Here is a 25,856-nt window from a genome sequence, read left to right as displayed (position 1 = left end):
CAGCGCACTGATGCCGAGGTGGCAACCTTTGGTCATGCCTCGCCTCCACCGGGCCCGCGGCGCGCCAGGCCGCGCGATGGATCGTAAGCCAGGATCGCGCCGATCATGAACACCACCGTGCAGCCGCCGACCACCGCGAGAGCAACCCAGTTCATCTTGCCATACAATGCAAAGCGGATCAGCTCCACCGCATGGGTGAACGGATTCCACTGGCAGACATAGTACAGCATCGGGCTGCCTTCCTGCACGCGCCAGAGCGGATAGAGCGCCGACGATGCGAAGAACATCGGGAAGATGACAAAGTTCATCACGCCGGCGAAATTCTCCAGCTGCTTGATGCCGGACGAGATCAGCATGCCCAGTGCGCCGAGCATCAGGCCCGACAACACCAGTGCCGGCAGCACCGTGAGGTAGCCGATCGGCGGCGGGGCGATGTCCCAGAACCAGGCGATCGCAAGGAAGGCATAGACCTGCAGCAGCGAGACCGCGGTGCCGGCGAGCAGTTTGCAGAACAACAGGTAGCCGCGTGGCAGCGGGCTCACCAGCAGCGTGCGCATGTTGCCCATCTCGCGGTCGTAGACCATCGACAGCGAGGATTGCATGCCGTTGAACAGCTGGATCATCGCCATCAGGCCTGGCGCGATATAGACCTCGTAGAGGATATAGGTCTCGTAGGGCGGGATGATCGAGATGCCCAGCACCTGGCGGAATCCGGCGGCGAAGATGAACAGCCAGACCAGCGGCCTGACCAGCGCCGAGACGAAGCGCTCGCGCTGATGCAGGAAGCGCAGCGCCTCGCGCCACACGATGCCGTTCAGGCAGACGATATATTCGGACAGCGAGAAGCCGCTGCGCGCGGGCGTGGTGGTGGTGCTGGCGGCAGTCGTGCTGCTCATGACAGCGGCTTTCCTGCCAGCGTTGCGGCTCCGGTCAGGCGCATGAACGCGGTGTTGACGTCCTGCGCGCCGGCCTCCGCGACCACACGCGACACCGGGCCATGCGCCAGCATCTTGCCCTGGTGCAGCACCACGAGGTCGTCGTTCGGCATGATCTCGTCGAACAAATGCGTCGCCCAGAGCACGCCGATGCCCTGCTCGGTGACGAGCTGGCGGACATGGTCGAGGATGTCGGCGCGCGCCTTGACGTCGAGCCCGACGGTGGCCTCGTCGAGCAGCAGGAGGCGCGGCCGGTGCAGCAGCGCGCGGGCGATCTCGAGCCGGCGCATCTGGCCGCCGGAGAGGTCGCGCACCTTGCTTCCAGCGCGGTCGGCGAGCTTGATGCGTTCCAGCACTTCGGCGCTGCGCAGCCGCGCCTCGCGCCGCGAGATGCCATGCAGCGCGGCGTGATAGAGCAGGTTCTGCGTCAGCGAGAGGTCGAGATCGAGTGTGCGCGGCTGGAACACGACGCCGAGCAGGCGCAGCGCTTCGCCGGGCGTCCGGCTGATGTCGTGGCCGAAGATGCTGATGCGGCCGTTCTGGATGCCGAACAGCCGCGTCACCAGCGAGAACAGCGTGCTCTTGCCGGCGCCGTTGAGGCCGAGCAGGGCGGTGAAGCTGGCTGGCGCGACGGTGAAATTGATGTCGATCAGCGCCCGGCGCGGACCATAGCTGTGGCTGACATTGCCGATCGACAGCGCCGGCTGCACGGCAACGCCCGGCCCGGGCGCGGCGTCCGGCGCAGATGGGCTCGCGATGTGCCGGTCGGTTGCGGTCATGGTTGCGCGATCGTGATTCCCCAGGGCAATTCGCCGACCTGGATGGTCTTGATGACCTTCTGGGCGGCGACGTCGATCACCGAGACGTCGTTGGAGACGCCGTTGGTGACCAGCAGATATTTTTCATCCGGCGTGAAGTCCATGTGCCAGACCCGCTGGCCGACCAGGAGATACTTGATCACCTTGTGGCTGACGGCATCGACAACCGCGACGCGGTTGGCGGGGCCGAGCGCGATGAACGCGGTCTTGCCGTCCTTGGTCATGCCGATGCCGACCGGCTGGATCGCCTCCTTGCGCAGGCCGGGAATGTCGAAGGTGATCTTGCCCGTCACCTCGTGCTTGACCGGATCGACGATCGACACCGTGCCGCCGATCTCGGAGGAGACCCATAATTCCGAACTGTCATGCTTGAATTGGGCAAAGCGCGGGCGCGAATCGACCAGCACATTGGCGACGATCTGGCGCGTCGCGGTGTCGATGAAATGCGCCATGTTGGTGGTTTCGGAGGTATTGATCAGGATCTTGCCGTCCGGGCTGATCGTCATGCCCTCGGGCTCGACGCCAACCTGGATGTCGCCGATCCGGGCGCGCTTCTCGAGGTCGATCACAGTGACCGTGTTGTCGTTCTCGTTGGCGACATACATGGTCTTGCCGGCGGCATCCTGGGTGAACAATTCCGGGTCGGGGCCGGAGGGCAGGCTGTCGACGATCTCGTTGGTCTTGGTGTCGATCACCTGGATGGTGTCGTCGTCGCCGACCGCGACCATCACGAACTTGCCGTCGCGCGAGAACTCGATGCCACGCGGCCGCTGCCCGACCTTGATGGTCTTGGTCACGGTCCAGCTGCTGGTGTCGATCACCGAGACGGTGTTGCCTTTTTCGTTTGACACGTAGGCGACATAGGCGGACGCCGGCGCCGCGGCGGCTAGCCACGCGACCATCCCGGTGAGCAGAACCTGGCGCCACATACGTTTCATCTCCCTCACCGCAGCTTGCACTTCGTCTCGGGCCGGTCAACACCGAGCGTGTCGAGTTCGGACACCTGATGCAGGAAACCTTCCTGCGGCGACACCGAGACCACCATGCGGCCGTCGGCCAAAAGGATCGGCTGGCGCAGCTGCAAATTCCAGTCCCGCAAGGTCAGCCGCGTGCCCTTGAACGCGGCGATCGAGAAATCCGGTCCCTTGAGGAAGCCGATCACCTTCCTGGCGTCGCCGGAATTGGTGCGTGAAGTCGCCTCGCCGATCATCCGCGCCGCGGTCCAGGCCTGCATGTCGAGCGCCGTCATGCGCCGCTGGTTCAGCTTGACGAATCGGTTCTGGATCTGGATCGCGCCCCATTGGTCATGCGCGGCGTCCCAACTGGTCGGCACCAGTCCGGCCGAGCCGGCGACCGGTCGCGGATCCCAGGTCCGGTAGGGCAGGTAATCAGCGAACACCTCGCTCTCGTCGGCCGCGACCAGCACGTCATAGGTCGGCAGCTGCTGCGTGAACACCGGCATCTGGCGCTGGATCAGCGTCACGCCGGAGTCGGTGCGGCGAGCGCCGCCGGTGTCCTCGAAGGTCTTTTCCTGGACGATCTTGGCGCCGAACCGGGTGGCGGCGCGGCGCAGCGCATCGGCGTAGAGCTTGTCCTGATCGTGCGAGCCTGTGACCAGCACCCAGCGCTTCCACTGCTTCCACACCAGATATTGCGCGAGCGCATCCGCGAGCATGGTGCGGGTCGGCGCGACATGGATGACGTTGGCGCGGCAGTCCTGCTCGCGCAGCCGGTCGTCGATTGCACCCGCATTGAGCAGCACGGTGCCGTGGTCACGCAACGCATCGGACACCTTGAGCAGCGCGTCGGCCGGCAGATCGGCGATGATGAAACTGTCGCGCGCCGCGAGATCGGTCGCGGCCTTGGCGACATCGTCGCCGTCCTTGACCTTGACCTCATCGAGCACGAAGCGCTGGTTGAGGAATTTGCCGGTCGTGTTGTTGTCCTCGATCGCAAGGCGTGCGCCGGCGAAGCCGTTGTTCTCGGCGGGCTGGTCGACCAGCGACAGCGATGATTTGACAGCAGCCTGACCGAGATAACCGATGCGGATTTCGACCGGATCGGCCGCCAGCGCCCGCGTCGCCATCAGACTGAGCGCGATCGTGCCGATCAGCCATCGGAGCATAAGTCCTCCCGTTACGTCTTCTTCTCTTGCGTCTTCTGTTCTTGAGCATGCTCCTTTCCAGATCATGCCGTGGGTTGCAAGATGACCGAATTGGCCTAGCTTGCAACCCCGCTTTTTGTCCTTGCAAGGTTACAAATTTGTTCGGTTCACAATCATGAGATCGTCATTCATCCTGGTCGTGCCGATGCTCATTGCGTCGGCAGCGGCACATGCAGAACCGCCCAAGGTCGCGGTGTTCGATCTCGAGATGATCGACACCAGCCTGCAGGGCGAGGTGAATGGCGCGCAGGCCGATGAGCAGGCGCGACTCACGCGGCCCGGTGAGCAGGTGCGCAAGGAGCTGGCGGAGTCGGGCAAGTTCCGCGTGCTCGACATCGCGCCGGTCAATGCTGCGGCGCACGGCAGCAATCTTCAGGCCTGCGGCGGCTGCGACGTCAAATTGGCGGGCGAGATCGGTGCCGACATCGCGATCACCGGTGTGGTGCAGAAGGTCTCCAACCTGATTCTCAACATCAATCTCTATCTGCGCGACGTGCATACGGGGCAGTTGATCGCCGCCGGCAGCGCCGACATGCGCGGCAACACGGACGAATCCTGGTCCCGCGCCACCGGCTACCTCATCCGCAACCGCTTGCTCGCCCCGAACTACGGCGCGCCATCGGCGCGCTGACTTGCGCGCGATTGCAGAGACAGTCGTGATTGAGCCGATAGGCTGCGGCGTACTGGATCGCCCGGTCAGGGCGATGATAGCGGCGGGTGGGACAAAGCTTCATACCCTCTCAGTGTGATGGGGCGATTGACGGCGCAACATATCCCGTGTCGTCCCGGCGAAGGCCGGGACCCATAACCACAGGAGTGGATTGTTGAAGCAGGCCGTAGCCCCAGCTCAGTGCAACCACGACCTTCGGTGGTAATGGGTCCCGGCCTTCGCCGGGACGACACTTGATGTTTGGCGCCGGGATCACTTCTTCAGCCGCGCTGCGTGCCAGCGCAGATGATCCGCCATGAAGGTCGAAATGAAATAGTAGCTGTGATCGTAGCCCGGCTGGCGGCGCAGCGTGAGGGGGATGCTCGCCTTCTCGCACGCGGCCTTCAGCAGTTCGGGCTTCAGCTGCTCGTTGAGAAAATTGTCGGCATCGCCGTAGTCGACCAGCAGCTCGGAGAAGCGCGCGCCGTCCTCGATCAGCGCCACCGCGTCGTGCCTGCGCCAAGCCGCCTTGTTGCTGCCGAGATAGCCGGCGAGCGCCTTGTTGCCCCACGGCACCTGCGAGGGCGCCACGATCGGCGCGAAGGCGCTGGCCGCGCGGTAGCGATCGGGGTGGCGCAGCGCCACCGTCAGCGCGCCGTGGCCGCCCATGGAGTGGCCGAGGATCGATTGCCGCGTGGTGTCGACCGGGAAATTCGCCGCAATCAGCTGCGGCAATTCCTCGGTGACGTAGCTCCACATCCGGTAATTCTGCGCGAACGGCGCTTCGGTCGCATCGACATAGAAGCCGGCGCCGAGTCCGAAGTCGTAGGAATTGGCGGGATCGCCTGGCACGCCTTCGCCGCGCGGGCTCGTGTCCGGCGCCACGAAGATCAGGCCGAGCTCGGCGCAGGCGGCGCGGAATTCACCCTTTTCGGTGACGTTGGCATGGGTGCAGGTGAGACCCGACAGATAGGTGACGACGGGCAGCCTGGCGCCGGCCGCATGGTCCGGGACGAACACCGAGAACGTCATGTCGGTCTTCGTCTCGCTGCTTGGATGCCGATACACACCCTGCGTGCCGCCATGCGATTTGTTCTGGGAAACTGTCTGCATCGGTGCTGATCCTGACTTTGTGGGAGCGCCGCGTCAGGCGACGCCGCTCTCGATGGCCAATCGCACCAGCTCGGCCGAGGTGCGCACGCCGAGCTTCTGGCGCATGATCGATGACGTGTTGGCGACTGTCTTGTAAGAGGAATGAACCAGCCAGGCAATCTCCGACAGGCTCTTGCCGGAAGAGAGCAGGCGCAGGATCTCCATCTCGCGCGAGGTCAGCTTCGACAGCGGATTCTGCGCAAAGCCCGGCCGCGCGAACGCGACGCTGCGCGCGATCGCGGGCGGCAGGTAGACGCCGCCATTGCCGACCTCGCGCACGGCTTCGACCAGATCGTTGGGATCGCCGGTCTTGGAGACGTAGCCCTTGGCGCCGATGTCGATGGCGCGGGCGGCAAATGCCGGGTCGTCGTTCATGCTGAACATGATGACGCGGGCAGTCGCATCGCGCGCCAGGATGCGGCGCGCCAGCTCGAAGCCGGACACCGTCGGCAGGTTGATGTCGATGACGCAGATGTCGGGCTTCTCGCTGACGAAAGCCTGCTCGCCGCTCTCGGCATCGGCGGCTTCGAGCAGCGCGATGGCGGGATCGTCGGCGAACACGGTGCGGCAGCCGGAGGCGACGATCGGATGGTCGTCAACGATCAGAATGCGCATCGCTTCGTCCCAATGGCCTGCTTCCATCGATTTTTCGTCGCATCATTCGGCACGTGAACGCGTCGACATCGGTTCCAAAACGCTTGTGCCCCGCGTGCGAGATTGCAGTAGGCTCGGATTAGATAGCCGGGCAAGTTTGGCTGTCAACGATCCTCTGGGAGGAGGAGCAGCGGCCGGGGGCAATGCAATGTGGCGAAATCTATCCTTGCGCGCGCGGATCAACCTGCTGCTCGCATTGATCCTGCTGCTCGGACTAGGCATCAATATCGCGCGGCTGGTGCTGGAGGCGGGGCCGCGCGTCCAGGCCGAGGACCAGAGCGTGATCCGGCTGGCGCGCGAGTTTGTCGCAACCATCGTGACCGATCTGAACGAGGCGCCGGACCCCGACGCGCGGCTCGACCAGATCGTCCGCGACCTCAGCCGGCTGCGCCATGTCAGCATCACACGGCAGGATGACGCGACGGTGAAGGTGCCCGAGCGCGCTGCGGAGACCGGCGAACCGCGGGCGCCGGCCTGGTTCGTCGCGCTGGTTCATCCCGAGCAGACTTCGGTGCGGGTGCCGGTTTCCGTTCGCGGCAAGCCGCAATCGCTGCTCATCACCTCGCATCCCGACGACGAAATGGCAGAGATCTGGGACGGCATCGTCACCCAACTCGAGGTCGGCACCGCGATCGCGGCCGTGCTGCTGCTGGTGACGATGCTGGTCGTCGGCCGCGCACTGGCGCCGCTGCAGGCGCTGTCCGAGGCGATGACCAACATCGAGGCGGGCTTTTACGACGCCCGCGTCGAGCCCGGCGGATCGCCCGAACTGGCCGCGATCTGTACCAAACTGAACCATCTGGCGGCGACGTTGGGCGAGGCAGTGGAGGACAAGCGACAGCTCGCCGAGCGCGCGGTCTCGCTGCAGGATTCCGAGCGCAAGGAGATCGCGCGCGAGCTGCACGACGAGTTCGGGCCCTATCTGTTTGCGCTGCGCGCGCATGCCGGCGCGCTGACGCGCCTGTCGGAGATCGACAGGCCCGATCCTGCGGCGCTGCGCAAGCACGGCAATGCCATCCTCGAGCAGGTCAATGCGCTGCAGCAATTCACCCGCCGGATCCTCGAACGGCTGCGTCCGGTCGGACTGGCCGAGCTCGGGCTTCGCGAAGCCCTCGGTGCATTGGTGCGGCTGTGGAGCGAGACGCATCCCGAGGTCGCGATCGAAAGCCGCGTCTCGGGCAGCCTCGGCGAGGTCGGCGAGACGGCCGATCTGACAATCTATCGCATTGTCCAGGAAGCCCTCACCAATGTGTTCCGCCACGCCGGCGCAACCGCGGTCGATATCACGGTCGAGCCGGCCGAACGGCAGGTTGGCGTGCACGGCAGTCGGGACTGCGCGCTGGTGCGCATCAGCGACAATGGCGGCGGATTGCGGCCGGATCACAGGCTCGGGCACGGCCTGACCGGCATGCGCGAGCGAATCCTGGCGCTTGGCGGCACGCTCACCATCAATTCCGGCGACGACGGCGTGACCGTCGAGGCGCTCGTTCCCAAAGCCGCGCAGTTCTCAAACGCTGTGCCTTAAGCCGCCGTTCGCGGCCACCAGGTGAAGACGGCCCAGACCAGTGCGAGCGCGCCGCCGATCCAAAGCAGGATGATCGCGATCATTCCGGCCCGGCTCACCGGGCGCTGCAGGGCAGCGGCCGCATTGGCGCGGCATTCGGCCACCACCTCGGCGGGAATCAATGAGATCGCGAGCCAGATGCCGAGCGGCAGCAGGATCAGATCGTCGAGATAGCCGAGAACCGGAATGAAGTCGGGGATCAAGTCGATCGGCGACAGCGCATAGGCTGCGATCGCGACGGCAAGCGCCTTGACGTACCAGGGCACGCGGGGATCGCGCGAGGCGAGATAGAGCGCGAAACTGTCGCGCTTGAGGTCACGCGCCCATGTTTTGATGGCGGATAGCATGACGAGGCAAGCGCCGCTGGCGTGCGTGCACGCCCGCGCGCGGCGCTATTCCAGCACCACGTCGGCGGCCAGCGAGCCGTGCTGGCTCTTGTGAACGGAGGAGGGCGCGATGCCAAAATACTTCCGGAACACGCGGCTGAAATGCGAGGAGCTCGAGAAGCCCCAGGAGAACGCCACATCGGTGATGGTCTTGCCGTTCTGGCTCTCCAGCTCCTGCCGGCAATGCTGCAGCCGCGCCTTCCAGATGTAGTCGCTGACCGTCATGCCGCGATCGCTGAACAGCATGTGCAGATAGCGCTTCGAGCAGCCGAGCGCCGCGGAAATCCGGTCGATGCACAGATCGGGATCGCGCAGGTGCTCGCGGATGAAACCTTGCGCCCGCACATAGGTCGCCTCGGCGCTGCCGCGGTCGAACATCGCGCCGGTCTCGCGCAGCGGCAGCAACAAGAGGTCGATCAGCGAATCCGCGACGCCGACCGCGTTCACCGGCGACAGCTTCGAGGCCTCGCCAAAGGCCGCGTGCACGAAATCATAGGCGATGCGGCCGGTGCCGTTGCGCGCCGACAATTTGCACGGCGCCATCTTGGAGAGCTGGAAGCCGCGCTCCTTCAACAGGTCCTTCGGCACGATCACCACCTCGTGGCGGGTCAGCGACGGACTGATGATGGTGTGCGGGCAGGACACGTCATAGGCGAAGCAGTCGCCGGGCATGATGTCGAAGTGGCGGCCATTCTGCTCGAAATGCGAGACGCCGTGGGTCTGGAACACGATCTTGATGTAGGGGTGCTCGGAGAGCTTGATATTCGAGACGGTGTGCGCGACGCGATGCTGGGTTGCCTCGATCTGACACAGTTTGAGCCGCGAGACCGTGGTGTAGTTGATCCGGCCCTCGAGCGAGGAACCCTCCAGCGGATCGATGTCGAATTGACCGCACAGATCGGTCAGGGCATCTGACCAGCGCTGGATCTGCCGCCGCGGCGTCAGTCCGGTCGTGCTGAGTGAATGGACTGTATCCGACATTTTTCCAGCCACCGATTCGATCCCCAAACGTGACTGCCAATCCGCGAGGTCCGGTCTGGAATGATACGCCTTCCCCTCGTCGCGAGGGGGCAGGCTGGATTCCTCCCGGTCAATTTCGGGCAATCCTCCGACTAAGTTCTTGCGCCGTCAAGCGCAACCTTGGGACGGCTCCGGCCGCGCGGCGCGCTGCGCAGCGCTGATGCTGTGCAGCATCAACCGGCCTCGCGGAGGGCGCAGAAAATATTTGCGCTCGGTTCACTTTCGAGCAAACGGCTCTTCGCTCTTGGACAAGCCGCCCGGAATCAACAGGGCTACGCCTAGGGAACCAAAATGGAAGAAGTGGGCCGTTTTCGACGGAAAACCCTGAGCTCTTAAACTGGGAGGAATCCACGATGCGCAAGCTGCTCTACGCGACTGGCCTTGGGGCAATGGCGGTGTTCGCCGCCGGGACTGCCAATGCCAGCGACGAACTGCACAAGATGTCGCAGAACCCGAAAGACTGGGTGATGCCCACCGGCGACTACGCCAACACCCGCTACTCCAAGCTGAATCAGATCAACGCCTCGAACGTCGGAAAGTTGCAGGTCGCCTGGACTTTTTCGACCGGCGTGCTGCGCGGCCACGAAGGCGGGCCGCTGATCATCGGCAACATGATGTACGTCCATACCCCGTTCCCGAACAAGGTCTATGCTCTTGACCTTTCCAAGGACAATCAGATCGTCTGGAAGTACGAGCCGAAGCAGGACCCGAACGTCATCCCGGTGATGTGCTGCGACACGGTGAACCGCGGCGTCGCCTATGGTGACGGCAAGATCTTCCTGCACCAGGCCGACACCACGCTGGTCGCGCTCGACGCCAAGACCGGCAAGGTGGAGTGGCAGACCAAGAACGGCGATCCCAGCAAGGGTTCGACCGGTACCTCGGCGCCGATGGTGGTCAAGGACAAGGTCCTGATCGGCATCTCCGGCGGCGAGTTCGGCGTGCAGTGCCACGTCACCGCCTACGACATCAAGTCGGGCAAGCAGGTCTGGCGCGCCTTCTCCGAAGGTCCGGATGACCAGATCATGGTCGACCCCGAGAAGACCACCGATCTCGGCAAGCCGATCGGCAAGGACTCGAGCCTCAAGACCTGGCAGGGCGACCAGTGGAAGATCGGCGGCGGCTGCACGTGGGGCTGGCTCGCCTATGACCCCTCGCTGAACCTCGTCTACTACGGGTCGGGCAATCCCTCGACCTGGAATCCGAAGCAGCGTCCGGGCGACAACAAGTGGTCGATGACCATCTTCGCGCGCAATGCCGACACCGGCATGGCCAAGTGGGTCTACCAGATGACCCCGCACGACGAGTGGGACTATGACGGCGTCAACGAGATGATCCTGACCGACCAGCAGGTCGGCGGGACCGAGCGCAAGCTGCTCACCCACTTCGACCGCAACGGCCTCGGCTACACCCTCGACCGCAGCAGCGGCGAGCTGCTGGTCGCCGAGAAGTACGATCCGAAGGTGAACTGGACCTCCGGCGTCGACATGAACAAGAGCTCCCCGACCTATGGGCGGCCGAAGGTGCTCGATGCCGCGTCGACCGACAAGGCCGGCGAGGACGTCAACGTCAAGGGCATCTGCCCTGCGGCGCTTGGCACCAAGGACCAGCAGCCGGCAGCCTACTCGCCGGATACCCAGCTGTTCTATGTCCCGACCAACCACGTCTGCATGGACTATGAGCCGTTCAAAGTGAGCTACACCGCAGGTCAGCCCTATGTCGGCGCGACGCTGTCGATGTATCCGCCTCCCGGCGAGACCAACATGGGCAACTTCATTGCCTGGGATGGCAAGACCGGCAAGATCGTGTGGTCCAACAAGGAGCAGTTCTCGGTCTGGTCGGGCGCACTCGCGACCGCCGGCGGCGTGGTGTTCTACGGCACGCTGGAAGGCTACCTGAAGGCTGTCGACGCCAAGACGGGCAAGGAGCTCTACAAGTTCAAGACTCCGTCCGGCATCATCGGCAACGTCACGACCTATGAGAACAACGGCAAGCAGTACGTCGCCGTGCTCTCGGGTGTCGGTGGCTGGGCGGGCATCGGCCTTGCGGCCGGTCTGACGGATCCGACGGCCGGTCTCGGCGCAGTCGGCGGTTACGCCGCGCTGAGCAACTACACCGCGCTCGGTGGCACGCTCACCGTGTTCGCGCTGCCGCAGCAATGAGCTGACGCGACCCTCGTGCCGGCGCATGGAGTGTGCTCCATGCGCCGGTCCGTCTCAAATCGTTACCTGCGAGGATGGAGCTCTTGCGTAAGATCTGGCTTGTGACTGCTGCGATCCTGGTCGTGGCAATGGGAGGAGTTGCTTCCGCGGAGGACGCGGGTGATCCAGCCGCCGTGAAAAATGAGGACGGCAAGTATCTCGACAAGGATGGCAACCCGACGTTCAAGGTGACGTCCGACGGCACCACGGACTGGTACACTTATTCCGGATACCGCCGCTATCACTCGGAGTGCCACGTCTGTCACGGTCCCGACGGAATGGGATCGACCTACGCTCCGGCGCTGACCAATTCGCTGAAGTCGATGAGCTACGGCGATTTCCTCAGCGTGGTCGCGAGCGGACGCAAGAACGTCAACACGGCGCAGGAGAACGTGATGCCGGCGTTCGGCGACAATCCGAATGTTGCCTGCTACATGGACGACCTCTATGTCTACCTGCGCGCCCGCGCCAATGACGCGGTTGGGCGCGTCCGGCCGGCCAAGCATGAAAACAAGTCGGAAGCCTACACCAAGGCCGAAGACGCCTGCATGGGCAACGACACCAAGAAGTGAGCATGTCCGGCGCGGATGACAACCTGTTCAACGTGATGTGGAGACCAAGATGAAGACGCGCGCCGCAGTGGCATTCGAGGCAAAGAAGCCTCTCGAGATCGTCGAGCTGGATCTGGAAGGGCCCAAGGCCGGCGAGGTCCTGGTCGAGATCAAGGCGACCGGCATCTGCCACACCGACGCCTACACGCTCGACGGCTTCGACAGCGAAGGCATCTTCCCGTCGATCCTCGGGCATGAGGGCGCGGGCATCGTGCGCGAGGTGGGCGCCGGCGTGACCTCGGTGAAGCCGGGCGATCACGTGATCCCGCTCTACACGCCGGAATGCCGGCAGTGCAAAAGCTGCCTCAGCCAGAAGACCAATCTCTGCACCGCGATCCGCGCCACGCAGGGCAAGGGCGTGATGCCCGACGGCACCTCGCGCTTCAGCTACAAGGGCAAGCCGGTCTATCACTACATGGGCTGCTCGACGTTCTCGAACTTCACCGTGCTGCCGGAGATCGCGGTGGCGAAGATCCGCGAGGACGCGCCGTTCGACAAGAGCTGCTACATCGGCTGCGGCGTCACCACCGGCGTCGGCGCCGTGGTCAACACGGCCAAGGTGACACCGGGCGCCAACGTCGTGGTGTTCGGCCTCGGCGGCATCGGCCTCAACGTGATCCAGGGCGCCAAGATGGTCGGTGCCGACAAGATCGTCGGCGTCGACATCAATGACGCCAAGGAAGCCTGGGGCAAGCAGTTCGGCATGACGCACTTCGTCAATCCGACCAAGGTGACCGGCGACATCGTGCAGCATCTGGTCGGCCTCACCGATGGCGGCGCCGACTACACCTTCGACTGCACCGGCAACACCACCGTGATGCGCCAGGCGCTGGAAGCCTGTCACCGCGGCTGGGGCGTCTCGGTGGTGATCGGCGTTGCGGAATCCGGCAAGGAGATCGCGACCCGGCCGTTCCAGCTCGTCACCGGCCGTGTCTGGAAGGGCACTGCGTTCGGCGGCGCGCGCGGCCGCACCGACGTGCCGAAGATCGTCGACTGGTACATGAACGGAAAGATCCAGATCGATCCGATGATCACCCACGTGCTGAAGCTCGAGGAGATCAACAAGGGATTCGACCTGATGCACGAGGGCAAATCGATCCGCTCGGTCGTCGTTTTCTGAGCTCAAAACAGCAAGCACTAGGAGGATAGGCCAATGACTGTTCATATCCACCCATCGGTCGACAACGGCGTCAAACAGGGCTCGGGCAACTTCGCCGGCGGGACACTCGTCTGCAAATGCGCGGACAAGCCGGTCAAGGTCGCCATCAAGGGCGACGTCGCTCACAATCACGCCTGCGGCTGCACCAAATGCTGGAAGCCGGCCGGCGCGACCTTCTCGGTCGTCGCCGTGGTGCCGCGCGAGAACGTCACCGTGCTGGAGAATGGCGACAAGCTGAAGATCGTCGACAGCGCGGCGGTGATCCAGCGCTACGCCTGCACCGGCTGCGGCACCCACATGTACGGCCGGATCGAGAACAAGGGCCATCCGTTCTACGGCCTCGATTTCATCCATCCCGAGCTGTTCCAGGAGTCCGGTTCGGCGGCGCCCGGCTTCGCCGCGTTCGTCTCGTCGGTGATCGAATCCGGCGTCAAGCCGGCCGACATGGCCGGGATCAGGTCGCGTCTGAAGGAGCTCGGGCTCGAGCCCTATGACTGCCTGTCACCGCCGCTGATGGATGCGATCGCAACCCACGTGGCGAAATCGAAAGCGGCCTGATCAAGGCTGCCGTACGGCTGGGCCTGAACAAATCCCGCGCCGGCAGAGGGGTCTGCCGGCGAAGCGGATGTTGCCGATGTTGCCCGTGACCTTGAACCTTGCATGCCCCGTGGGCGACCCCGGGGCATGCATTTTCCTGTCAGAGCATCCCGGCTCTCGGCGATCGGCAAGCAGATCCGCTGAGATAGGACCACGTGTCCTGCGGTCCTTACTCCCAATTTCCAGACAGGTACGATATCCACATCAGCTGCAGGACCGGCCAGACTGCCAGCACGATGCAGAGCAGCCCGTTGTAGAGCGGCTTGCCCCGCCGGTGCACTTTGACCAGAGCCGTGATTCCGAACGGCAGCAACAGCAGATATGTCGGTGCGAAGATCACGCCATAGAATATGGCAAGCGCTGCGTGGCCGGTGATGCTGTTCTCGAGGGTCGCTTGCAGGGCGAAGAAGTAGCTGAGCAGGAGAACAGGGGCCAGCAGAGCGGATACGACGGCCGGCGAGAACCCGCTTGCATCGATGCCCCGCCTGTTCATCCACATCCTGATGACGATCCAGGCGGACAGGAATGCGATGATGAGCGGCAATGCGAGCTTCAGCAGGACGTCTTGTGCGTTCTGGAAGGTCATCAGATAAGGTGTCACGAGAAGCTCCGTGGGACGCGGGCCGCGGCTGGCCGGCGATTCATCCCCGAGCTGTTGTGACAGGCTGCCTTGCAGGACGGCGGCAGCGATCGTGCAGCGCTTGTGGTTTGTTGTGCAATGGTCGTGCAGGCCGGTGGTGCCGGGCCGGTTTGATCGATCAACGGCCAGTCTCTATCTTGGCGAGGTCCAGCGCCCGGGGAGACGCCATGAATACCGCCATCCGCCCGTTCCGCATATCCGTCAGCGACGAGGTTCTCGACGATCTCCGCACCCGGCTGCGGCGGACGCGCTGGCCGGAGGCCGAACTGGTCGACGACTGGAGCCAGGGCGCGCCGCTGCGATGGATCCAGGACGTCTGCCGCTACTGGGCCGAGGACTATGACTGGCGCCAGCGCGAGGCGCGGCTCAACCGCTTCAGCCAGTTCACCACCGGGATCGATGGCCTCGACATCCATTTCATCCATGTCCGCTCGAAGCATCCCGAGGCGAGGCCGCTGATCATCACCCATGGCTGGCCGGGATCGGTGGTCGAATTCCACAAGGTGATCGAGCCGCTGACCGACCCCACCGCGCATGGCGGCCGCGCGGCCGATGCCTTTCACGTGGTGTGCCCGTCGCTGCCCGGCTTCGGCTTCTCTGCTAAGCCGGCTGCCACGGGCTGGGGCGTCGACCGCATCGCGCTCGCCTGGGCCGCGCTGATGGCGCGGCTTGGCTATGACAGGTATTTCGCGCAAGGCGGCGATTGGGGCTCGGCGGTCACGACCGCGATCGGCGGGCTGGACGCGGCGCACTGCGCCGGCATCCACGTCACGCTGGCGATGTCGACCCGCCCCAATGTCGAGGGCCAGCCGACGCCGGAGGAGACGCGCGCGCTGAACGGCATCAAGTACTACGCCGATTGGGATTCGGGCTATTCCAAGCAGCAATCCACCCGGCCGCAGACGCTCGGCTATGCGCTGACGGATTCGCCGAGCGGGCAGGCGGCCTGGATCCTGGAAAAGTTCTGGGCCTGGACCGATTGCGACGGCCATCCCGAGAACATCCTGACCCGCGACGAGCTGCTCGACAACGTCATGCTGTACTGGGTCACCGCGACAGCGGCCTCGTCGGCACGGCTCTATTGGGAAAGCTTCGGGGCGAAGAAGCGCACCGTGCACAAGGTGGCGGTGCCGACCGGCGTTGCCGTCTTCCCTAAGGAAATCGTCACGCCGGTGCGCAAATGGATGGAAGCGAACTTCAGCAACATCCAGCATTGGAGCGAGATGCCGAAGGGCGGACACTTTTCGGCATTCGAGCAGCCCGAGCTGTTCGTCGCCGACCTGCGCAAATTCTTCGGTACGCTGCGCTAGCCGCCTTCCGCTAACCGGCGACGAAAGGAGATTTCAGTTCGTCTTTTCCGAATTTTCTCTTGACGCGGACCCCAACTCAGATGTTCAATGTGTCCGTCTCACCCGATCGAGGGGCGCTGCGCATCGTCACGGTGTTGCGGTGAGATGCGGTGGACGCCGCGCGTGTCAGTGACGACAGCACGCGAGGCGGACGGTGAAGTCGTGCAGGCCGGACGCCCTAGCGGCAGGTGTCCTATCGCAAGACGTGCAAGCGTCTTTGCGGAAGCGGTGACAACAAAGCCCAGTCTCGCCGGGGTAAGCACGTATAAGCCGTAACCCATCGCGCAGGGAAAGCCGGGTTGTTCCGGTTACACCTGTGGTCCTACCCCCCGTGCTTTCTACCCATCGCACGGGGCCCATGGGTGCGATCGGCACCCGGCTTTCCCTGCGCCCTCTGCTTTCGGAGCGGCGAAACGAAATGCAAAACTCGGACAAGACATGTCGCGAGATGGCGAAGCTGCGTCCCCACCCACACTGTCATCGCCGGCCTGTGCGCAATTGCGCACATGGACCGGGCGATCCAGTACGCTGCGGCCCATCGCTCAATAACGACTGTCTCTGGAATACTGGATCGCCCGTCAAGCCGGGCGATGACACCGAGTTGGCGGCGGATCCCGCACGACCGGGTGATCATGACGAGGGCGCTGCAGCCCAAGCTGGAGCGCACCGGGTGCTGGGCGATCCTGAGTGGATCAGGCCGATGTCCGGTGCCTGCTGCCCAGTGCGGTCGCGATCGTCTCGGGATGCTTGATCCGCTCGATCAGCATGTCGATGCGGTCGCCGCCCCAGAACAGTTCGCCGTTGAACACCATGCTGGGAACGCCGAACACGCCGAGCGCCTCCGCCTCGTCGATGATGCGGTCATGCTCGGCGCGGGCGGGGCCGCGGGCATAGGCCTCGAAGTCAGCGGCCGAGCCGCCGATCGCGGCGATCACGCCGGCAATCTCGGACAGCTCGTCGATCTCCAGCTCGTGATTCCAGAACCGCCGGAACACCGTGTCGTGATAGGGACGGAACAGTCCGAGGCGCTGCGCGAACAGCATGCCGGCGCTGGAATAGAACGCGTCGTAGATCCGGCGCGGGCCCTTCATGACGAGGCCCTGGGCATTGGCAAAGCGGCGCGCGTCCATGTACGAGTAGCGGACCTTGCGCCAGAAATGCGGCGTGCGCTCTTCGACCGTGCCCATGAATTCGGGAATGCGCAGCGTGTATGGCAGCCATTCCAGCTCGACGCCGTATCTGTCCTCGAGCTCGAACAGGCGCGCGTTTGCGACGTAGGCGTAGGGGCTCTTGTAGTCGGTGTAGATCCGCACGCGCGGCTTTTCCATGATCGTTCCTCACCTATCGCCGCTGATTGTTCCCGATCCGGAGCGTGGATGCAACGCGATGCGGCGGGCGGAGATGGCGGGCAAACGAATGGGCCCCGGTGCATTCAAGCATCAGCGGGGCCCTGCTTCGTTTTAGCGAAGGATATCTGGTACACACCAGTGGTGTTTCGGGACCTGAGAGCGCGTGGCCTTTGCGCTCCTGTCCTGCGGATATGTTCAGATTGTCGGCAGTACACGCGGCTAGCAGCTGCTGTTTGCCTCAACGTGCACCGAGACCTTGCCGCTGAGCAAGGTCGCTGGCTTGCGCCGGTGGCGTCATGCTCCTCTCCAAGGGTGGGCCGACGGACATCTGTCCGCTTCTCCTGCCTGGCGGTCGACTCCATCATCGGCCGCCAATTCCTGCGACGCGAGGAGCTGCGCTCCATCACCCCTACAGGTGCAGTCACCGAAATGCTGCGGCAGATATCGCGGCCTGTCAAGTTAAGGAGAGAGCAATTCAGGTCAGGCTTGCTGTCCGTCCCTGGTCTGCCGGTAGTGGCTCAAATCCGGATCGTGGGTCATGCGCCAGTAGTCGACGAAGCGCCACGGCATCGCCGAGAACACCCGGCCGCGCTTGTTGCGGTAGTAGGTCGTCATCCCCGGATGCGTCCAGATCAGTTGCTCATGCTCGGCGTCGACCTGGTTGATGTATCGATCATGCGCAGCGGGATGCACGTCGATCGCGGCGATGCCGTTCTCGATCATCTCGACCAGGCAGGCCGAGATGTAGCGGCTCTGGCACTCCGACTGGAAGATCACACTGCCGCCATGCGCGGGCCCAGAGTTGGGCCCGAGCATCACGAACAGGTTAGGGAAGTCCGGCACCGTGAGGCCGAGATACGCCGTCGGATTGTCGTCGCGCCAGACCTCTTTGAGATTCCTGCCGTCACGCCCGGTGATGTTGAGCCGCGCCGCCATCTCGGTGACCTTGAATCCGGTCGAGATCACGATGACGTCGTGCTGACGCAGCTTGCCGTCGGCGGCGACGATACCATCAGGCGCGAAATGGTCGATGCGGTCGGTGACCAGCTCGACATTCGGCCTGGTCAGCGTCTTGAACCAGTTGTTGTCGAGCAGGATGCGCTTGCCGTAGGGCGGATAAGTCGGCACGCATTTTGCGATCAGATCGGGACGGTCCTTCAATTCGGAGAGAATGAAGTCGGTCAGCTCCTGACGATGCCGGTCGTTGCCCTTGTTGACGGCGCGCTCCGGATGCGGCCAGGCCGGATCCTTGCGCAGGAACGGCAGCAGGCCGTCGCCATAGCGCCAAAACATGTTGAAGCGGTACCACTGCACATAAAACGGCACATGCGCGAGCAGCCACTGCGCGCCTTCGGTGATCGGATCGGAATAGCCTTTCACGGGCCGCGCCCATTGCGCGGTGCGCTGATAGACGGTCACCGAGGCGACGCGACCCGCGATCGAGGGCACCAGCTGCATCGCGGTCGCGCCGGTGCCGATGACGGCGACGTGCTTGCCGTCGAGCTTGATGTCGTCGGACCACAGCGCCGAATGGACCTTCAGGCCTTTGAAATCCTCGTCACCCGCGAAGCGCGCCGGCGAGGGGTCGTTGAGCTGGCCGATCGCGCTGACCAAAGCGGTCGATTCGAAGGTCTCCTCGCCATTGGCGGTCCTGAGCGTCGAGATCCAGCGCCGCCTGGCCTCATCCCAGCGCGATGCGACGAGCTCGGTGTTGAGACGCACGTGTACCAGGTGCCGCCGATCTCGTCGTTCATCTCGACGATGGTGTAGGGAATGCCGAGCCGCCCCAGCGCGACGCCGAGCGCGATCGCGCAAACGCCGGCGCCGACGATCAGGACGTGTTGCTGTGCCAGCACAGCGTCAGCGGGGCGCTTGCGCCAGCGCGCATCGCGGGGAATGAAGCCCATCTCCTCCCGCATCAGCGGTGCATATTCCGGCGCGACGTTCTCGCCGAGCGTCGCGCGCATCATCCGCAGCATCAGCTCATCGCCGGGATCGGTGATGACCGGCTTCGGCGTGCCGTTCGCGAACAAGTTCAGCACCGCGGCGCGGATCTCGTCCTGGATCTGCTTCGGCACGCCGGCATCCGGATCAGGGATCAGGCGGACGTCGCGCTTCGGCTTGTAGGGCGGCTCCAGCCACTTCTCGTCACCGGTCATGTGCACAAGCACCATCAGCAGCACGCGGATGTCGCCTTCCGCGATCGCGGAGGACAGATCGACGGGCTTGCGCGAGAGCTCGATATTCATGCGTCGTCCTCAGCTGATCGGTGCGTCCGGCAGGCCGCCATAGGCGGCCCAGGTGGTGCCGGCGATGTAACCGGCATCGACCGGCAGATTGATGCCGGTGACGCCGCTGCTCGCCGGCGACAGCAGCCAGGCGATCGCCTGCGCCACCTCGATCGGCTCGACCAGCCGGTTCATGGCGGTGGGACGCGCGAGCAGGTCCTTGTTCAGCGCGCCCGAGGCGATGCCGGCCTCGAGCATCGCGGTGCGGGTGAAGCCGGGCGACACCGCGTTGACGCGGACGCCGGCGCGGCCCCATTCGGCAGCCAGCGTCTGGGTGATCTGGATGACGCCGGCCTTCGCTGCGGTGTAGGCGTGGATCGGTCCCGACGTCATGCCGGCCACCGAGGCGACGTTGACGATCGCGCCGTGCCGCCGCTGCGCCATCGCGACGCCGACGCTGCGCGCGACCAGGAAGGTGCCGCGCAGGTCGATATTGACCTCGCGGTCCCATTGCTCCATCCGCACCCGCTCGATCCGGTGCATCTTGCCGAACACGCCGGCGGCGTTGACGAGGCCGGTGATCGGACCATGCGCCTGCTCGATCTCGGCGACGCCGGTCACGACGGCGCTTTCGCTCGCGACATCGAACGGTGCCGGCCAGAGGATCGCGCTGGTTCCGGCCAGCGGTTCGGGCGCGATGTCGACGATGACGACTCGATGCCCTTGATCGGCGAGCAGGGTCGCGGTCGCCGCGCCAATGCCGCGGCTGCCGCCGGTGACGAGGATGGTGCCGTCGGCGCTCATGACGTTCGCTCCTTGCCGCTGCCGGAGAACAGGCCGTGCGTGACCAGCTTCCGGTAGGCCGAGATGACATAGTCGGGCACGGCGGTGACGCCGTGCTCGGAATAGGAATAGCGGCGGCTAAGGTAGCCGCGCGCGCCCATCAGCACCTGCACGATGGCCTCGAACTCCTCGTCGCTGAAGGTGTAGGTGGCTCCTGCGGATCGCGCGCGTTGCAGGATCCGCACATAGGCGCTCGAGATGTTGTCAAAATGCTTTTGATAGCCGATCGGCGCAAAGAACTCGGCCTCGTTGAGGATGCGCAGGAACTCCGGCACCTCGCGGATGAAATCGAAGAAGGCGCCGAAGCGTTCGATCTCCTGGCGCGCGGCGTCCGCAGTGCCGGTGCGGGCGCGGATGAAGCGGACCATGTCGAGGCCGATCTTCGGCAGCAGCTGGTCGAGCAGTTCCTGGCGGTTCTCGAAATGATTGTAGAAGGTGCCCTGCGCGACACCGGCCGCCTCGGTGATGCGGGCGACCGAGGCTTCGGCGTAGCCGTATTTGCCGACAATCTTGGTCGCGGCGTCGAAGATCTTCTGCTTGGTCCAGGCGTTGCGCTCGACACGGTTGAGCTTCGTCACCTTGGCGGATGTGGCTTGCCTCATGCATTGGCCTCGAGTTCGGCGCGGAGCACGCGCTTGAGCACTTTGCCGGATGGATTGCGCGGCAGGCTGTCGCGGATGATGAGCTGCTTCGGCACCTTGAAGCCGGCGAGGCGGGTGCGGCAATGATCGGCGAGATCGGACAGGTCGAGCCTGGCGTGATCGGTCAGCACCACCACGGCGACCGGCTTCTCGCCCCAGCGCGCGTCGGGCAGGCCGATCACGGCGACCTCGCGCACCTCGGGCATCTCGTAGATGACGCGCTCGACCTCGGAGGATGCGATGTTCTCGCCGCCCGAGACGATCATGTCCTTCTTGCGGTCGGTGAGGTACAGGAAGCCGTCGGCGTCGAGATAGCCGATGTCACCGGTGCGGAACCAGTCACCGAAGAAGGCCGAGGCCGTCTTCTCCGGATCCTTCCAGTAGCCCTGCGTCACCTTCGGGCCACGCAGGCAAATCTCGCCGTTCTGGCCGGCGGGCAGGCGCTTGCCGGCATCGTCGCGGATCTCGATCTCGATATGGGCGATGGCGCAGCCCGTCGAGCCGATCTTCTCGATCTCACGGCCAGCCTCCATGAACGTGTCGCCGCCGCAGCTTTCGGTCAGGCCATAGGCATCGATGTAGCGGGCGTTGCGAAAATACTCCGAGAAGGCGCGGATGCGGACCTCCGGCGTCTTCTCGCCGCCGCCGATCGCCCATTGCAGGCTGGAGACATCGCAGCGGCCGCGGTTCGGGCAGGTGAGAAGCGCCGTGGTCATGACAGGGGCGAACCACGCGGCGTTCAGCTTCTCGCGCTCGATCGCGGCCAGCGCCGGCTCAGCTTCGAAGCTGCGATGAATGCACAGCATGCCGCCGTGCCAGAGCACGGCGATGCCGGGCAGGTCGAGCGCGCCGACGTGATAGAGCGGGCCGACCACGAGCAGCCGCGTGTCGGCATTCAGGCCGAGCGCCAGCGTCTGGTCGGCCGACTTCCAGTAGATGTTCTCGTAGCTCAGCATCACGCCCTTGGGGCGATCGGTGGTGCCGGACGTGTACATCAGCCGCATCAGGTCGCGCGGCCGGCGCACATGCATCGGGGCGCGCGCGATATCGGGCGCGAGATTGGTGACGCCCGATTGGGCAACCTCGTCCAGCAGCACAATCGGCGCGGCGCCGGCCGCGATCGCCGCAAATTCCTCGTCGGCGATCAGCAGGCGCGCGCCGGAATTTTCGACGATGTAGCCGACCTCATCGGCCGACAGGCGGTAGTTGATCGGCAGGAATACCGCGCCGATGTGGCTGGTCGCGAACACCAGCTCGAGAAAGGCGGTGCTGTTCTTCATCAGGACGGCGACGACATCGCCGGCACCGATGCCCTGTCCGGCGAGCCAGCCGCCGGCCTGCCGGATCCGCAGGTCGAAATCCGCGTAGGAGATGTCTTCGCCGCGATATTTCAGCGCACAGCGGTCCGGCGTCCGCCTGGCATGAAACGCGATGAAGCTGGAAAGATTGATCATTCGCCGCCCGTCGGGCCGGTTTCCGGCGCCGTCTTCTCCCTGGATGAATTATGACTCGTAATTCATCTTTGGCTTGACGTCACCCCCCTTGCTCTGAAAACATTGTGGGCACGGAGACGACACGATCTCCGAGAGGGACTTGGCAACGCCAACCCGTCAGGGAGGGGAAACATGAAGAAGACCCGCAAGCCGGGCATCAGCCGGCGCGCGACTCTGGCGCTGATGGGCGCCGGCGCCGTGAGTGTTGCCGCGCCGTGGGTGGCGCGCGCGCAGGCCAAGATGATCAAGATCGGCATGCCGACCATCCTGTCGGGCCGCGTCGCGCAGCTCGGCACATCCTCGCGCAACGCGGTGTTGCTCGAGGTCGAGAAGGTCAATGCCGCCGGCGGCCTGGCCGGCCGGCAGATCGAGATGGTGATCCGCGACTCCAAGGGCCAGCCGCAGGAGGCCGCGCGCGTCGCGCGCGAGCTCGTCAACACCGACGGCTGCGAGATGCTGTTCGACGGCGAGGCCTCGTCGGGATCGTTCGCGGTCCATGAGGTGGCGCGCGATCTCGGCGTGCTCTGCATCCACACCTGTTCGGAAGCCTCGTCGCTGACCGCCGATCCCAAGCAACACATTCCGAACGCATTCCGCTGCGTGCGGCAGGGCATTCACGACTCGATCGTCGGTGCCAGCTATGCGGCGGGAATCGCGAAGGCCAAGGGCCTGAAGAAGTGGGCGACCTGCTCGCCCGACTATGCCTATGGCCGCGACACCACCGGCGAGTTCGTGCTGTACCTGAAGAAGTTCGCGCCCGATGTCGAGATCATCAGCGAGTCCTGGCCAAAGCTGTTCCAGCCCGACTACACCGAGGTGGTCACCAAGATCCTGCAGGCAAAACCGCAGGCGCTGTATTCCTGCCTGTGGGGCGGCGACCTCACCTCCTACATCGACCAGGCCAACATCTACGCGATGTTCAGCCAGATGGAGGTGTTCGCGGTCAACATGGCCGACTACACCGCGCTCACCGTGGTGAAGAACCTGCCGAAGGGCATCCACTCCGGCGATCGCTACATCAAGACCTTCCCTCCGACGCCGGAGAATGCGGCCTGGGGCGATGCCTACAAGGCGAAGTACAACGAGTACCCGACCAACTGGTCGTGGCAGAACGCCACCGCGGTGATGTTCCTCGACGCCGCCGTCAAGAAGGCTGGCTCGACCGACGGCAAAAAGGTTGCGGAAGCGCTCACCGGGCTCACCATCAAGTGCCCGTTCGGCGCCGACGGCACCGTGACGATGCGCGCCGAGGACCGCACGCTGGTGGGTTACGCGATCGGCTGGGGCACCACGATCCCGCAGGAGCCCTACGTGCCCGACGTGAAGGCCGGCGACTGGACGACCATCTTCGAGCTCGAAGCCGAGTGGAAGAAGAGCAAGGGCTACACCTGATCTGCACACGCGGCGCGAGGCGGCGATCGGCTGCCTCACGCCGCCAGCTTTTTGTTGGGCGCAATATCGTGCGCCGGAATGGATGACTTCCCGTGGACCTCGACGCGCTCGCCGGCTGTCTCGCCAGTCCTGCCTGCCTGGTGACGCAAACCACCAGCGGCCTGATCATCGGCATGCTGCTCTTCCTGGTCGCCGTGGGGCTGACTTTGATCTTCGGCGTGCTCAAGGTCGTCAATTTCAGCCACGGCGCCTTCTATATGTTCGGCGCCTATTTCGCGATGACGGCCTACCAGCTCACCGGCAGCTTCGCGCTGGCGATGCTGTGCGGGGCAGCCGGCACCGCGCTGCTCGGCCTGATCTTCGAGCGAGCCTTCATGAGCCGGGTCTACGGCGCCGACGTGCTGATGCAGCTGCTGGTCTGCTACGCCTTTGTGCTGATCTTCGACGATGTGGTCCGCATGATCTGGGGGCCGGAATTCAAGTCGATGGGCATGCCGTCGGCGTTCCAGGTGCCGCCGTTGTTCATCGCCGGCGGCGTGGTGCCGCCGTATTATCTGCTGCTGATCGGCGTCGCGCTCGTCGCCGCAGTGATCCTCGGGCTGGGGCTGGCGCGCTCCAGGATCGGCAAAGTGATCCGGGCCGCCGCGCATAATCCGGGGATGGTCTCGGCGCTCGGCATCAATACCGGGCTGATCTATGGCGGCGTGTTCGCGCTCGGCGGCATGCTGGCCGGACTGGCGGGTGCGCTGGCCGCGCCGGTGCGGTCGCTGACCCCGGGCATGGGCTTCTCGGTGCTGATCGAGTCCTTCATCGTCACCGTGATCGGCGGCATGGGATCGATCCTCGGCGCGCTGATCGGCGCGCTGCTGATCGGCCTGATCCGCTCCTTTGGCTCGCTCGGCTTCCCGCTGTTCACCGAAGGATTGATGTACCTCTTCATGGTGATCGTACTGGTGTCGCGCCCGACCGGCCTGTTCGGCAAGGAGGTCGCATGACCGAATTGCAGGCGGGGCAGGAGGCACGACCCCTCGAAGTACCCCGCATCGATGCCAGGCCGCAGCGCTATCGCGATGTCCTGATCGCCCTCGCAGCCTTCGCCGCGCTCGCGCTGCTGCCGATGATCTTCGGCAGCAAGTCGCTGCTCGACTTCGTGATCCGTTGCTCGGCTTATGGGTTGTTTGCCACCTCGCTCAACCTCCTGGTCGGCTATACCGGGTTGATCTCGTTCGGCCACGGCATGTTCTTCGGCCTCGGCGCCTATGGCTTCGGCCTGATGATGCAGAAGACCGGCGTGCCGATCCCGGTCGCCTTCGTCGCCACGCTGGTGATCACCATGGTGGTGGCCGGCGTGATCGGCGCGATCTGCGTGCGGCTGAAAGAAATCTACTTCGCCTTCGTCACGCTGGCGTTCCAGATGCTGATCCACTCGACCATCCTGTCGTGGCAGTCGCTGACCGGCGGCGACCAGGGGCTGCGCGGCGGCATTCCGCGGCCGCCATTCCTCGGGATCGACCTGTCCAACCATTTGCATCTCTACATCATGAGCTGCGCGCTGCTGGTGATCGGGCTGCTCCTGATGCGTCAGATCGCACAGTCGCCGTTCGGCTACACGCTGCGGATGATCCGCGACAACGCCACCCGGGCGAGCTTCATCGGCATCGACGTCTGGCGGGCGAAGCTGACCATCTTCGTTCTGGCCGCGTTGTTCGCCTCGGCCGGCGGCATGATCATGGCGCTGTTCGTCTCCGGCGCCTATCCGGAATTCGCCTACTGGACGATCTCGGGCGAGGGCATTTTCATCAACATGCTCGGCGGCGTCACTACGTTCCTCGGGCCGATGGTCGGGACGGTGCTGCTCTTGATCCTCAACGACACCGTGACCCGCCTGACCGAGTATCACGGTATCGTGCTCGGCATCGTCATCCTGTTCTTCGCCATTGGCCTGCGCAAGGGCCTTATGGATTTCGTGGTCGAGTGGATCGCACAACGGCGCGAAAAGGCAGGCGGCTAG

Annotated in this window: 25 protein-coding genes; 10 read left to right on the top strand and 15 right to left on the bottom strand. The window is 64.6% G+C overall.

Features of this window, described 5'->3' with window-relative positions; all coding sequences use genetic code 11:
• Positions 1–32 precede the first annotated feature (32 nt).
• The 4 genes from pedC to pedA1 are packed head-to-tail and all read right to left on the bottom strand — an operon-like array spanning position 33 to position 3,878.
• Positions 33–896 (bottom strand): lanthanide ABC transporter permease protein PedC, encoded by an 864-nt coding sequence (pedC, locus tag J6500_RS08750; protein ID WP_225712277.1) that lies wholly within the window; start codon positions 894–896, stop codon positions 33–35.
• Positions 893–1,714, bottom strand: coding sequence for a lanthanide ABC transporter ATP-binding protein PedB/LutE (gene pedB / locus J6500_RS08745; RefSeq protein WP_225712276.1), 822 nt, complete (start codon positions 1,712–1,714; stop codon positions 893–895). Before pedB ends, pedC begins: the two co-directional genes overlap by 4 nt.
• Positions 1,711–2,691: a YVTN family beta-propeller repeat protein gene (locus tag J6500_RS08740; protein WP_225712275.1), complete on the bottom strand. Its 981-nt coding sequence runs from the start codon at positions 2,689–2,691 to the stop codon at positions 1,711–1,713. Before J6500_RS08740 ends, pedB begins: the two co-directional genes overlap by 4 nt.
• A 5-nt stretch (positions 2,692–2,696) precedes the next feature.
• On the bottom strand, positions 2,697–3,878 hold the full coding sequence (pedA1, locus tag J6500_RS08735) for a lanthanide ABC transporter ABC transporter substrate-binding protein PedA1 (RefSeq protein WP_225712274.1): 1,182 nt from the start codon (positions 3,876–3,878) through the stop codon (positions 2,697–2,699).
• Between the two features lie 154 nt (positions 3,879–4,032).
• On the opposite strand from pedA1, the gene J6500_RS08730 reads away from it, so the two are divergent.
• Positions 4,033–4,548 carry a DUF3280 domain-containing protein gene (locus J6500_RS08730; protein ID WP_225712273.1) on the top strand — a complete coding sequence of 172 codons (516 nt, stop codon included), beginning with the start codon at positions 4,033–4,035 and terminating at the stop codon, positions 4,546–4,548.
• Positions 4,549–4,839: 291 nt separating this feature from the next.
• Here J6500_RS08730 and fghA read toward each other — a convergent pair whose 3' ends face one another.
• Together fghA and J6500_RS08720 are read right to left on the bottom strand one after the other, a co-directional pair.
• Positions 4,840–5,679 carry an S-formylglutathione hydrolase gene (fghA, locus tag J6500_RS08725; RefSeq protein WP_225712272.1) on the bottom strand — a complete coding sequence of 280 codons (840 nt, stop codon included), beginning with the start codon at positions 5,677–5,679 and terminating at the stop codon, positions 4,840–4,842.
• Positions 5,680–5,712: 33 nt separating this feature from the next.
• Positions 5,713–6,333: a response regulator transcription factor gene (locus J6500_RS08720; RefSeq protein ID WP_225712312.1), complete on the bottom strand. Its 621-nt coding sequence runs from the start codon at positions 6,331–6,333 to the stop codon at positions 5,713–5,715.
• A gap of 187 nt (positions 6,334–6,520) precedes the next feature.
• Here J6500_RS08720 and J6500_RS08715 point away from each other — a divergent pair, with 187 nt between their 5' ends.
• On the top strand, positions 6,521–7,897 hold the full coding sequence (locus J6500_RS08715) for a histidine kinase (RefSeq protein ID WP_225712271.1): 1,377 nt from the start codon (positions 6,521–6,523) through the stop codon (positions 7,895–7,897).
• On the opposite strand, the gene J6500_RS08710 is transcribed toward J6500_RS08715, so the two are convergent.
• Complete coding sequence (locus tag J6500_RS08710) at positions 7,894–8,283, bottom strand: YkvA family protein (protein WP_225712270.1); 390 nt, start codon at positions 8,281–8,283, stop codon at positions 7,894–7,896. The two genes, J6500_RS08715 and J6500_RS08710, sit on opposite strands and share 4 nt — an antisense overlap.
• Before the next feature lie 45 nt (positions 8,284–8,328).
• The gene (locus tag J6500_RS08705; protein ID WP_225712269.1) at positions 8,329–9,303 is read right to left on the bottom strand and encodes a helix-turn-helix domain-containing protein; all 975 of its coding nucleotides are present in this window, start codon (positions 9,301–9,303) and stop codon (positions 8,329–8,331) included.
• Between the two features lie 392 nt (positions 9,304–9,695).
• Between J6500_RS08705 and xoxF5 the strand changes: the two genes are divergently transcribed.
• The 4 genes from xoxF5 (at position 9,696) to gfa (ending at position 13,871) form a co-directional block, all read left to right on the top strand.
• A complete protein-coding gene (gene xoxF5, locus J6500_RS08700; RefSeq protein ID WP_225712268.1) occupies positions 9,696–11,504 on the top strand; it encodes a lanthanide-dependent methanol dehydrogenase XoxF5 in 1,809 nt (602 codons plus the stop codon).
• A 128-nt stretch (positions 11,505–11,632) separates the two neighbouring features.
• On the top strand, positions 11,633–12,115 hold the full coding sequence (locus tag J6500_RS08695) for a c-type cytochrome, methanol metabolism-related (protein WP_225712311.1): 483 nt from the start codon (positions 11,633–11,635) through the stop codon (positions 12,113–12,115).
• A gap of 49 nt (positions 12,116–12,164) precedes the next feature.
• Positions 12,165–13,274: an S-(hydroxymethyl)glutathione dehydrogenase/class III alcohol dehydrogenase gene (locus J6500_RS08690; RefSeq protein WP_225712267.1), complete on the top strand. Its 1,110-nt coding sequence runs from the start codon at positions 12,165–12,167 to the stop codon at positions 13,272–13,274.
• Between the two features lie 33 nt (positions 13,275–13,307).
• Positions 13,308–13,871, top strand: coding sequence for an S-(hydroxymethyl)glutathione synthase (gfa, locus tag J6500_RS08685; RefSeq protein ID WP_225712266.1), 564 nt, complete (start codon positions 13,308–13,310; stop codon positions 13,869–13,871).
• 208 nt (positions 13,872–14,079) lie between these two features.
• Here gfa and J6500_RS08680 read toward each other — a convergent pair whose 3' ends face one another.
• Complete coding sequence (locus tag J6500_RS08680; RefSeq protein ID WP_225712265.1) at positions 14,080–14,511, bottom strand: hypothetical protein; 432 nt, start codon at positions 14,509–14,511, stop codon at positions 14,080–14,082.
• A 206-nt stretch (positions 14,512–14,717) separates the two neighbouring features.
• On the opposite strand from J6500_RS08680, the gene J6500_RS08675 reads away from it, so the two are divergent.
• A complete protein-coding gene (locus tag J6500_RS08675) occupies positions 14,718–15,860 on the top strand; it encodes an epoxide hydrolase family protein (protein WP_225712264.1) in 1,143 nt (380 codons plus the stop codon).
• Positions 15,861–16,591: 731 nt separating this feature from the next.
• Here the strand turns inward: J6500_RS08675 and J6500_RS08670 are convergent.
• The 6 genes from J6500_RS08670 to J6500_RS08645 form a co-directional block, all read right to left on the bottom strand.
• Positions 16,592–17,227 carry a 2-hydroxychromene-2-carboxylate isomerase gene (locus J6500_RS08670; protein ID WP_225712263.1) on the bottom strand — a complete coding sequence of 212 codons (636 nt, stop codon included), beginning with the start codon at positions 17,225–17,227 and terminating at the stop codon, positions 16,592–16,594.
• Positions 17,228–17,728: 501 nt separating this feature from the next.
• Positions 17,729–18,862, bottom strand: a complete 1,134-nt coding sequence (locus J6500_RS08665; protein WP_225712262.1) for a flavin-containing monooxygenase — start codon at positions 18,860–18,862, stop codon at positions 17,729–17,731.
• Positions 18,787–19,497 carry an NAD(P)-binding protein gene (locus J6500_RS08660; RefSeq protein ID WP_225712261.1) on the bottom strand — a complete coding sequence of 237 codons (711 nt, stop codon included), beginning with the start codon at positions 19,495–19,497 and terminating at the stop codon, positions 18,787–18,789. The genes J6500_RS08665 and J6500_RS08660 overlap by 76 nt, the downstream gene beginning before the upstream one ends.
• A gap of 9 nt (positions 19,498–19,506) precedes the next feature.
• Positions 19,507–20,280 (bottom strand): SDR family NAD(P)-dependent oxidoreductase, encoded by a 774-nt coding sequence (locus J6500_RS08655; RefSeq protein ID WP_225712260.1) that lies wholly within the window; start codon positions 20,278–20,280, stop codon positions 19,507–19,509.
• Positions 20,277–20,921, bottom strand: coding sequence for a TetR/AcrR family transcriptional regulator (locus J6500_RS08650; protein WP_225712259.1), 645 nt, complete (start codon positions 20,919–20,921; stop codon positions 20,277–20,279). The genes J6500_RS08655 and J6500_RS08650 overlap by 4 nt, the downstream gene beginning before the upstream one ends.
• Complete coding sequence (locus J6500_RS08645; protein WP_225712258.1) at positions 20,918–22,414, bottom strand: AMP-binding protein; 1,497 nt, start codon at positions 22,412–22,414, stop codon at positions 20,918–20,920. Before J6500_RS08645 ends, J6500_RS08650 begins: the two co-directional genes overlap by 4 nt.
• Before the next feature lie 171 nt (positions 22,415–22,585).
• Between J6500_RS08645 and J6500_RS08640 the strand changes: the two genes are divergently transcribed.
• The 3 genes from J6500_RS08640 to J6500_RS08630 all read left to right on the top strand — a co-directional run bounded on the left by J6500_RS08640 (position 22,586) and on the right by J6500_RS08630 (position 25,856).
• Entirely contained in the window at positions 22,586–23,845 is a 1,260-nt protein-coding gene (locus tag J6500_RS08640) for an ABC transporter substrate-binding protein (protein WP_225712257.1), read from the top strand.
• Positions 23,846–23,937: 92 nt separating this feature from the next.
• Positions 23,938–24,840, top strand: coding sequence for a branched-chain amino acid ABC transporter permease (locus J6500_RS08635; RefSeq protein ID WP_225712256.1), 903 nt, complete (start codon positions 23,938–23,940; stop codon positions 24,838–24,840).
• On the top strand, positions 24,837–25,856 hold the full coding sequence (locus tag J6500_RS08630; RefSeq protein WP_225712255.1) for a branched-chain amino acid ABC transporter permease: 1,020 nt from the start codon (positions 24,837–24,839) through the stop codon (positions 25,854–25,856). Before J6500_RS08635 ends, J6500_RS08630 begins: the two co-directional genes overlap by 4 nt.

Source organism: Bradyrhizobium semiaridum, assembly GCF_020329505.1.
Taxonomy (GTDB): Bacteria; Pseudomonadota; Alphaproteobacteria; order Rhizobiales; family Xanthobacteraceae; genus Bradyrhizobium; species Bradyrhizobium semiaridum.
Note: the sequence above shows the minus strand (reverse complement) of the source record. Positions and strands in the feature narration are given on the sequence as shown.

Bases quoted from the DNA above. Each gene is read 5' to 3' on its own strand.
- fghA (WP_225712272.1), bottom strand. From the start codon at position 5,679: ATGCAGACAGTTTCCCAGAACAAATCGCATGGCGGCACGCAGGGTGTG.
- J6500_RS08675 (WP_225712264.1), top strand. From the start codon at position 14,718: ATGAATACCGCCATCCGCCCGTTCCGCATATCCGTCAGCGACGAGGTT.
- J6500_RS08740 (WP_225712275.1), bottom strand. From the start codon at position 2,691: ATGAAACGTATGTGGCGCCAGGTTCTGCTCACCGGGATGGTCGCGTGG.
- J6500_RS08630 (WP_225712255.1), top strand. From the start codon at position 24,837: ATGACCGAATTGCAGGCGGGGCAGGAGGCACGACCCCTCGAAGTACCC.
- J6500_RS08660 (WP_225712261.1), bottom strand. From the start codon at position 19,497: ATGAATATCGAGCTCTCGCGCAAGCCCGTCGATCTGTCCTCCGCGATC.
- pedA1 (WP_225712274.1), bottom strand. From the start codon at position 3,878: ATGCTCCGATGGCTGATCGGCACGATCGCGCTCAGTCTGATGGCGACG.
- J6500_RS08710 (WP_225712270.1), bottom strand. From the start codon at position 8,283: ATGCTATCCGCCATCAAAACATGGGCGCGTGACCTCAAGCGCGACAGT.
- J6500_RS08640 (WP_225712257.1), top strand. From the start codon at position 22,586: ATGAAGAAGACCCGCAAGCCGGGCATCAGCCGGCGCGCGACTCTGGCG.
- J6500_RS08695 (WP_225712311.1), top strand. From the start codon at position 11,633: ATGGGAGGAGTTGCTTCCGCGGAGGACGCGGGTGATCCAGCCGCCGTG.
- J6500_RS08670 (WP_225712263.1), bottom strand. From the start codon at position 17,227: ATGGAAAAGCCGCGCGTGCGGATCTACACCGACTACAAGAGCCCCTAC.
- J6500_RS08715 (WP_225712271.1), top strand. From the start codon at position 6,521: ATGTGGCGAAATCTATCCTTGCGCGCGCGGATCAACCTGCTGCTCGCA.
- J6500_RS08650 (WP_225712259.1), bottom strand. From the start codon at position 20,921: ATGAGGCAAGCCACATCCGCCAAGGTGACGAAGCTCAACCGTGTCGAG.
- gfa (WP_225712266.1), top strand. From the start codon at position 13,308: ATGACTGTTCATATCCACCCATCGGTCGACAACGGCGTCAAACAGGGC.
- J6500_RS08645 (WP_225712258.1), bottom strand. From the start codon at position 22,414: ATGATCAATCTTTCCAGCTTCATCGCGTTTCATGCCAGGCGGACGCCG.
- pedB (WP_225712276.1), bottom strand. From the start codon at position 1,714: ATGACCGCAACCGACCGGCACATCGCGAGCCCATCTGCGCCGGACGCC.
- xoxF5 (WP_225712268.1), top strand. From the start codon at position 9,696: ATGCGCAAGCTGCTCTACGCGACTGGCCTTGGGGCAATGGCGGTGTTC.
- J6500_RS08690 (WP_225712267.1), top strand. From the start codon at position 12,165: ATGAAGACGCGCGCCGCAGTGGCATTCGAGGCAAAGAAGCCTCTCGAG.
- J6500_RS08705 (WP_225712269.1), bottom strand. From the start codon at position 9,303: ATGTCGGATACAGTCCATTCACTCAGCACGACCGGACTGACGCCGCGG.
- J6500_RS08720 (WP_225712312.1), bottom strand. From the start codon at position 6,333: ATGCGCATTCTGATCGTTGACGACCATCCGATCGTCGCCTCCGGCTGC.
- J6500_RS08730 (WP_225712273.1), top strand. From the start codon at position 4,033: ATGAGATCGTCATTCATCCTGGTCGTGCCGATGCTCATTGCGTCGGCA.
- pedC (WP_225712277.1), bottom strand. From the start codon at position 896: ATGAGCAGCACGACTGCCGCCAGCACCACCACCACGCCCGCGCGCAGC.
- J6500_RS08655 (WP_225712260.1), bottom strand. From the start codon at position 20,280: ATGAGCGCCGACGGCACCATCCTCGTCACCGGCGGCAGCCGCGGCATT.